Here is a 627-nt window from a genome sequence, read left to right as displayed (position 1 = left end):
AACTCAGGCTATTTTCGTAACTGCTATGGATACGAACCCTCTAGCTGCTGAGCCAGAATTGATCATTAACGAGCAGTCTTCTGCTTTCGTTGCTGGTTTAGATATTCTTTCAACTCTAACGAGCGGCAAGGTTTACGTTTGTAAAAAAGGCACAAGCCTACCTCGTTCGTCTCAGTCTAATGTTGAAGAACATGTTTTCGATGGCCCACACCCTGCAGGTCTTGCAGGTACGCATATGCATTACCTATATCCGGTAAATGCACAAAACGTAGCGTGGAGCATTAACTATCAAGACGTTATCGCGTTCGGTAAACTTTTCCTAACGGGTGAAATTTACACAGATCGCGTTGTTTCTCTGGCTGGCCCAGTAGTAAACAACCCACGTCTAGTTCGTACTCAACTTGGTGCTAGCCTTGATGAGCTTACGGACAGCGAGTTGATGCCAGGTGAAGTTCGTGTGATCTCAGGTTCAGTACTAACTGGTACTCAAGCAACAGGTCCTCACGCTTACCTTGGTCGTTACCATCAGCAAGTTTCTGTTCTACGTGAAGGTCGTGATAAAGAGCTATTCGGCTGGGCTATGCCTGGTAAGAACAAGTTCTCTGTTACTCGTTCATTCCTTGGTCA

1 pseudogene is annotated in these 627 nt (G+C 45.8%); it reads left to right on the top strand.

Annotation, left to right across the window (positions count from 1 at the left end):
• Positions 1-627: pseudogene (locus tag KIV40_RS27490) on the top strand (NADH:ubiquinone reductase (Na(+)-transporting) subunit A); the annotation flags it as partial.

This window comes from Vibrio sp. D173a, from assembly GCF_030248475.1.
This window is presented reverse-complemented; position numbering and strand designations above follow the sequence as displayed.